This window comes from uncultured Flavobacterium sp. (genome assembly GCF_963975515.1).
GTDB lineage: Bacteria > Bacteroidota > Bacteroidia > Flavobacteriales > Flavobacteriaceae > Flavobacterium.
This window is the reverse complement of record NZ_CAXBGY010000003.1, coordinates 353,375-359,980: the sequence shown is the minus strand read 5'-3', so window position 1 is coordinate 359,980 and position 6,606 is coordinate 353,375. Positions and strand designations below refer to the sequence as shown.

Below are 6,606 nucleotides of genomic sequence, written 5' to 3'. Positions count from 1 at the left end.
TTGCACCAATTGCTGCAGTTGGTAATGGATTTACTATTAAATTGAATGAGGTTGTGTCATATATAGTAGAATCAATATTTGATTCTAAGCGAACATAAATAATCTGATTTGGCCCTCCAACGTATGCTGTTGGTGGTGTTGCTAAATCAGTAGAATTATTAGTTTGTGCTCCTAATAATGTGGTATGATATGTTATAGTATATTGAGTTGGATCAAGTACATCATATATAGCAGCGTTTTGTGTTGTTAAATTAAATGTTTCGGTTCCATTATTAGTAATATCGTCGCAGACAATCATATCTGGTGGCATAGTTGCTGTGGCGACACAATCTACAATAAGATTAAATTCTGTGTTTTCGAAACAAAGAGGATTGTTTAGGTTTTCTACACGAACATAAATTGGTATTGATGTTGTGGTGGTAAATGTAGTAGGATTTGGAATTGGATTTGAACCATCAAAAGAATCAAATAAATCCAAGTGAAAAGTAACATAATAATCTGCTGGATTTTGTGAACCTAACATACCTACAATAATAGAGGTTAAATCAAACTCAGGACTACAACTTCCTGCAGTACCTGTAATATCTGGGGGAGTATTAAGGTTTGGTGGTGCAGAAAATGTGACGAGTACTTCATCAGTGGCTCCAGCTGTACAACCAGGTCTTGTTACAGTGACTGACCAAATACCACTTTGACAAACAGTAATAGATTGTGTAGTGAAAGCCGGCTGAATAACTGGTCCATTACCATCTCCTATATCTAGTGACCAAACATAAACTGGTGTTCCAGGTTGAGCAGAAGGTGCATTAAAAAGAGCGTTAATTGTATAACATGTTGTTGAAGTGCTACAAAAAATTTGATCGGGTCCCACATCAACACCACAAACAACATCACAATTTGTAGAACCTGCATTTGCATTAGCAGAATTAGTTTGTTGTAGTTGTATGAAGCCTGGATCATCATCATAATTAGTGATTAAAACTACGTAAATCTGACCAGAAACTCCATTAGGAATAGTAAAGTTTTCAACAGCTAAACTACTATAACTACAATCAATTATATTTCCAACAGGATAATAATTCGGATCACTTGTGTTACTTGGACAAGGAGAACAACTTCCCATATTTATCAAAGAACAAAAATCTTGTCCCGGAGCAAATGGCCCCCAAGCCACGAAATCTACATCTATCTCAGTACCTATTGGTATACCCGCAGCGTTGAAAGCTGAATTTTGTACGATATTAAACTCTAATACACCCGAATTTTCAATTTGCAAATAAAACCATGAGGCATTTGGTTGACTAAATAAACATGCAATATCATCTGAATTATCAGAACCAGTGATGTTTGGGAAAATAAAAGCACCAGAACCAGCACAAAATGCAGTTGCTTGGTCACATGAAGCTCCTTGCCCATTTGCTAGATTAACTAATAATATAAAAAGTAAAGTAATTTTTTTCATAATAATTTTTTATAATAAAGAATAATAGTTCCAGTCATACTTTTTAGTACAAACATCTGATTTGATTACTACTCTCCATTTAAAACATTTTGATCTTAATTTATCTGTATTAGTTTCTATTGAATTCTTATCTATTAACTCAATACTTTTTAAATTAAAGAAAACTGTTTCTCTATATCTGGTTGCTTTCTCATTATTGTAGCAATCTTTTATTGGAACAATTTCAACTATAACTTCAATGGTTTTATCTTTGTTCTTCGAAATATCCCAGTTAAAAATAGCTGAACCTTTGTTTTCAGTAGATTTAATATCTATTGAATATTCAAAATCACAAGATGATTTTGTTTCCTGGGCTTTTATACTGATTGATGTGATAAATAGCAGTAACGCTAAAAGTACTTTTACTTTCATATTTTTATAAAATAATAGTTAATTAAGGGTGTCGAAATGTACAAAAATTTAACATTAAATTAAACAAAATATATTAAAATGTATAGTTTTAACATTTCTACTCTTTTTTAAAGTTTATTATTTATCTTTGCACTTTAAAAAATTGCTATAAACTTATTGCATAATAATATGTCTAAAAACGAAGATTTTAATTTAGAAATTGGCGAAAACCATATTGGAACAAGTACTAATACTCCTTTAAGAGCAGATGCTTTTGCTATTTCTGATGAAGAAAAAATTGAATTAATAAAAAAAGATGTTGAAAATATCTTAAATACACTTGGAATGGACTTAACAGACGACAGTCTAAAAGGTACTCCAAACCGTGTTGCAAAGATGTTTGTAAAAGAGATTTTTGGTGGATTAAATCCAGATAAAAAACCTAGCTCTTCTACCTTTGACAACAAATACAAATACAACGAAATGTTGGTAGAAAAAAACATTGTTGTTTATTCTACTTGCGAGCATCATTTACTTCCTATCGTAGGTCGTGCACACGTTGCTTATATTTCTAACGGAACTGTTGTAGGCTTATCTAAAATGAACCGAATTGTTGATTATTTTGCTAAAAGACCTCAAGTTCAAGAACGTTTGAATATTCAGATTGTTGAAGAACTTAAGAAAGTATTAGGCACAGAAGATGTTGCTTGCGTTATTGATGCAAAACATTTATGTGTGAATTCTAGAGGAATAAGAGACATAGAAAGTAGTACGGTTACTGCCGAATTTGGTGGAAAATTCAAAGAAGACAACGTAAGAAGAGAGTTTTTGGATTATATTAAAATGGAAACTACTTTTTAATTTTAAAAAATAATTTCAACTGAAAATAATTGCCCTAGCCCTGATAGTAGCGGCATCCTTTTTGTCTCGTTCTTAAAACGAGATAAAAAGATATAGCGAATAGCAGGATTAGCTTCAAAATACTGAAATAAATTCAGCACAAGAAATAAAAAATATGCAACTATATAAAAACAATTCGTTACACTTATATAACACAACTTCTGGAAAAAAGGAATTATTTACTCCGATTTCGGATGGAAATGTAGGTATGTATGTATGTGGGCCAACGGTTTATAGTAATGTACACTTAGGAAACGTGAGAACTTTTATGAGTTTTGATGTTATCTATAGGTATTTATTGCATTTGGGTTATAACATTCGATATGTAAGAAACATTACTGATGCCGGACATTTAACTGATGATGGTGATGTAGAAAATGATCGTTTTGTAAAGCAATCGAAATTGGAGAAATTAGAACCAATGGAAATTGTTCAGAAATATACTGTAGATTTTCATAAGGTTTTGCAAGAGTTTAATTTTTTAGAACCAACTATTGAACCAACTGCAACGGGACACATTATTGAGCAAATTGAATTAACGCAACGCATGATTGCTGATGGATTTGCTTATGAAAGTAATGGTTCTGTATATTTTGATGTATTAGAATACAATAAAAAAGGCTTAAATTATGGTGAATTAAGTAACCGTAATGTAGAAGAATTATTTGCTAACACAAGAGATTTAGATGGACAAAGTGAGAAAAAAAATCCACAAGATTTTGCGCTTTGGAAAAATGCTTCTCCTGCACACATAATGCGATGGAACTCTCCTTGGGGAGCTGGTTTTCCGGGATGGCATTTGGAATGTACTGCAATGAGTACAAAATATTTGGGTGAAAACTTTGATATTCACGGTGGTGGAATGGATTTAAAATTTCCGCATCATGAATGTGAAATTGCTCAAGCTAAAGCTAGTTTTGGTCATTCTCCAGTAAATTATTGGATGCATACAAATATGTTGACCATGAATGGACTTCGCATGAGTAAATCTACAGGAAATTATGTTTTACCTATGGAATTAGTAGGTGGAAATAATCCATTTTTTGAAAAGAGTTTTAGTGCAAATGTTATTCGTTTCAGTTTTTTACAAGCGCATTACAGAAGTGTTTTAGATATTTCTAATGATGCGATGGTTGCAGCTGAAAAAGGTTTTAATCGTTTGATGGAAGGAATTGCTTTGTTAGACAAATTAGTTCCAAGCACTACTTCTACTCTATCTATTCAAAACTGGAAAGAGCAGTGTTATAAAGCCATGAATGATGATTTCAATACTCCAATTCTAATAGCAAATTTGTTTGAAGGTGTAAAATACATCAATCTAGTAAATGATAAAAAAGAAACTTTAACTGCTGAAGATATTGCGATTTTAAAAGAAACTTTGAATGCATTTGTGTTTGATGTTTTAGGAATTAAAAATGTAAAATCATCAAGTAATAATACAGATAAATTAACAGGAGTTGTTGAGATGCTAATCACGATGAGAGATGAAGCTAGAGCCAATAAAAACTGGGCTTTATCGGATGAAATTCGCGACAAACTTGCTACTACAGGAGTTATCTTGAAAGATGGTAAAGATGGAACGAGTTTCTCAATTTAAAATATAAGACTGCTGAATAAATAAATTATTTGGAACACAGATCTGAGAAATTATAGAAATTTGAATAATCTTTTTTTGAAATTGAAATTTAAAACAAATCCGTTGGCTTAAGCCGAACGGCAATGAATAAGAATTATTTTGAGCTTAAAAAAAATATTAATTTTTCCTTTTGTGCTTTTGGTACGTTTTTACCAAGGAGCAATTTCTCCGTTTACACCTGCTGCTTGTCGTTTTGAACCAACATGTTCCCATTATACTGTTGAAGCTTTACAGAAACATGGCTTGTTTAAAGGTGGTTGGTTAGCTATTAAACGAATTGCTAGTTGTCATCCTTGGGGAAAAAGTGGTTATGATCCAGTTCCTTGATTTTTGTGTTCAGTTCTATAAATCTGAAATTAACCAATATTTTTTAGTAGAAATTGAAGATTATTTGGAACACAGACTTTAAAAATTAGAGAAATTTGAATAATTTTTTTATTGTCATTGAAATTGGTTTTATTTTTTGATATTGAAATTATCATTGCTATTGAATTTTAATCTTTTTTAACAACTTAACAGATAATAATCTTTATTTTTACCCTTTTAAAAGAAAAACACACATGAACAACGCATTATATATGGTTTGGAATCCTTCTGAAGGATTTGATTTAGGTTTTATTACACTTCGTTTTTATAGTTTAATGTTTGTAGTTGCTTTCGGATTAGGTTGGTATATCATGAAACCTATTTTTGAAAGAGATGGCTTATCTGTTGAAAAATTAGATAACGTTTTTGTGTACACGGTAGTTGCAACATTATTAGGTGCTAGATTAGGTCATGTATTTTTTTACGATTGGGCTTATTTCAAAAATCATTTATTGGAAATTTTATTACCTATAAGAGAAACTGCAGATGGTTGGGAATTTACAGGTTTTGCTGGTTTAGCAAGTCATGGTGCTGCAATAGTTATTATAATTGCCATGATAATAATTAAACGTAAAAAAATAATTGACAAGCCTTTATTATGGATTTTAGATAGAATTGTAATTCCAGTTGCTAGTGGTGCTATATTTGTTCGATTGGGTAATTTTTTTAATTCAGAAATTGTTGGAAAAGAAACTACTTCGTCATTCGGAATTAAATTTATAAGAGATAAATTTACCCCAAGAGAAGCTTTTGAAAAAACTAATATTTCAGATGTAAATGATGCTTATAAGGCTATTGAAACTAATCCACAATTCTCTGATGTATTAGCTGAAGTCACTCCAAAACATCCTGCTCAATTATATGAAGCTTTAGGTTATGTTTTTGTATTTGCTATACTCTTTTATATGTATTGGAAAACTGACGCTAGAAACAAGCAAGGATTACTTTTTGGAACATTCTTAGTATTACTTTGGACAGTTAGATTTATAGTTGAATACGTTAAAGAAAGTCAAGGTGGATTTGAAGAAAGTCTAGGTTTACTTTCTACTGGTCAATGGTTGAGTATTCCATTTGTAATTGCTGGAATTTTCTTTATGTTTAGAGCAAAGAAATCTGCATAAAAAAAACAATTTAAGCAATTGAATAAAGAAAAAAAGACCTTAATAATTTAAGGCCTTTTTTTTTCTTACAATCTAAATCCTAAAGTTACGTGAGCTTTAAAATTTATATCTGAATAGTTGTCACTAATTTCTTTTGAATTTGAAAAATTTCTAGCAATTTGAGATCCTAAAGTAAGACTTATTTTATCATTAAATAGCCATTTATGACCTATACCAAAACCGGCTTCTAATCCACTCAAATCAAATTCTCTAATCATATTTGAGCTTGAACCTGTACCATTATTATAATCATAGTAATAATAGTAGTCAATTGTTTCTTGTTTACCAACTCTATATTTTAAAAAAGGTGAAAACACAAAGCCATGTTGTTTCTTACTTTTAGAAAAATAAATATTGTATGAGGCTTGTATTCCAATTAGTCCATTTTTTTCTAACTCCGAAGCGTCTATATAAGAATATGTATCAAATAAGGTAACATCAAGCTGAACGGATTGATTACCCTTTAAAAAATGTTCATATCCAACATTAAAAGATTTTCCTACTACCAAGTCAAAAAGGTTGGATTTAATCTCCCCACTATATTCCTTTGATTCTCCATCTTGGGCTATAGACATTAAAGGTAGAATCAGTAATCCTAAAATAAGTTTTTTCATATATTTTGAAGTTAAAATTTAAACAAATATAGATAGAGTTAATCAAAAAAAAATCCTAAAATTTTCATTTTAGGATTT

6 protein-coding genes and 1 pseudogene are annotated in these 6,606 nt (G+C 30.7%); 4 read left to right on the top strand and 3 right to left on the bottom strand.

All coding sequences use genetic code 11. From position 1 onward, the window contains the following. Nucleotides 1-1,462, bottom strand: a pseudogene (locus AAC008_RS06330) (hypothetical protein); the annotation flags it as partial. Between the two features lie 9 nt (nucleotides 1,463-1,471). Next, a complete protein-coding gene (locus AAC008_RS06325; protein WP_339888134.1) occupies nucleotides 1,472-1,873 on the bottom strand; it encodes a hypothetical protein in 402 nt (133 codons plus the stop codon). Nucleotides 1,874-2,041: 168 nt separating this feature from the next. Between AAC008_RS06325 and folE the strand changes: the two genes are divergently transcribed. From folE to lgt, 4 genes are all read left to right on the top strand, one after another. Continuing rightward, nucleotides 2,042-2,713 carry a GTP cyclohydrolase I FolE gene (gene folE / locus AAC008_RS06320; protein ID WP_339888133.1) on the top strand — a complete coding sequence of 224 codons (672 nt, stop codon included), beginning with the start codon at nucleotides 2,042-2,044 and terminating at the stop codon, nucleotides 2,711-2,713. 154 nt (nucleotides 2,714-2,867) lie between these two features. Further along, complete coding sequence (gene cysS / locus AAC008_RS06315; protein ID WP_339888132.1) at nucleotides 2,868-4,349, top strand: cysteine--tRNA ligase; 1,482 nt, start codon at nucleotides 2,868-2,870, stop codon at nucleotides 4,347-4,349. A 138-nt stretch (nucleotides 4,350-4,487) separates the two neighbouring features. Next, a complete protein-coding gene (yidD, locus tag AAC008_RS06310) occupies nucleotides 4,488-4,715 on the top strand; it encodes a membrane protein insertion efficiency factor YidD (protein WP_339888130.1) in 228 nt (75 codons plus the stop codon). A 233-nt stretch (nucleotides 4,716-4,948) separates the two neighbouring features. After that, a complete protein-coding gene (gene lgt, locus AAC008_RS06305) occupies nucleotides 4,949-5,875 on the top strand; it encodes a prolipoprotein diacylglyceryl transferase (RefSeq protein ID WP_339888128.1) in 927 nt (308 codons plus the stop codon). A gap of 65 nt (nucleotides 5,876-5,940) precedes the next feature. On the opposite strand, the gene AAC008_RS06300 is transcribed toward lgt, so the two are convergent. Then, on the bottom strand, nucleotides 5,941-6,528 hold the full coding sequence (locus AAC008_RS06300; RefSeq protein WP_339888126.1) for a hypothetical protein: 588 nt from the start codon (nucleotides 6,526-6,528) through the stop codon (nucleotides 5,941-5,943). Nucleotides 6,529-6,606: the final 78 nt, after the last annotated feature.

Excerpts from the sequence above, each read along its gene's own strand:
- AAC008_RS06325 (WP_339888134.1), bottom strand. The coding sequence starts at position 1,873 with ATGAAAGTAAAAGTACTTTTAGCGTTACTGCTATTTATCACATCAATC.
- folE (WP_339888133.1), top strand. The coding sequence starts at position 2,042 with ATGTCTAAAAACGAAGATTTTAATTTAGAAATTGGCGAAAACCATATT.
- cysS (WP_339888132.1), top strand. The coding sequence starts at position 2,868 with ATGCAACTATATAAAAACAATTCGTTACACTTATATAACACAACTTCT.
- lgt (WP_339888128.1), top strand. The coding sequence starts at position 4,949 with ATGAACAACGCATTATATATGGTTTGGAATCCTTCTGAAGGATTTGAT.
- AAC008_RS06300 (WP_339888126.1), bottom strand. The coding sequence starts at position 6,528 with ATGAAAAAACTTATTTTAGGATTACTGATTCTACCTTTAATGTCTATA.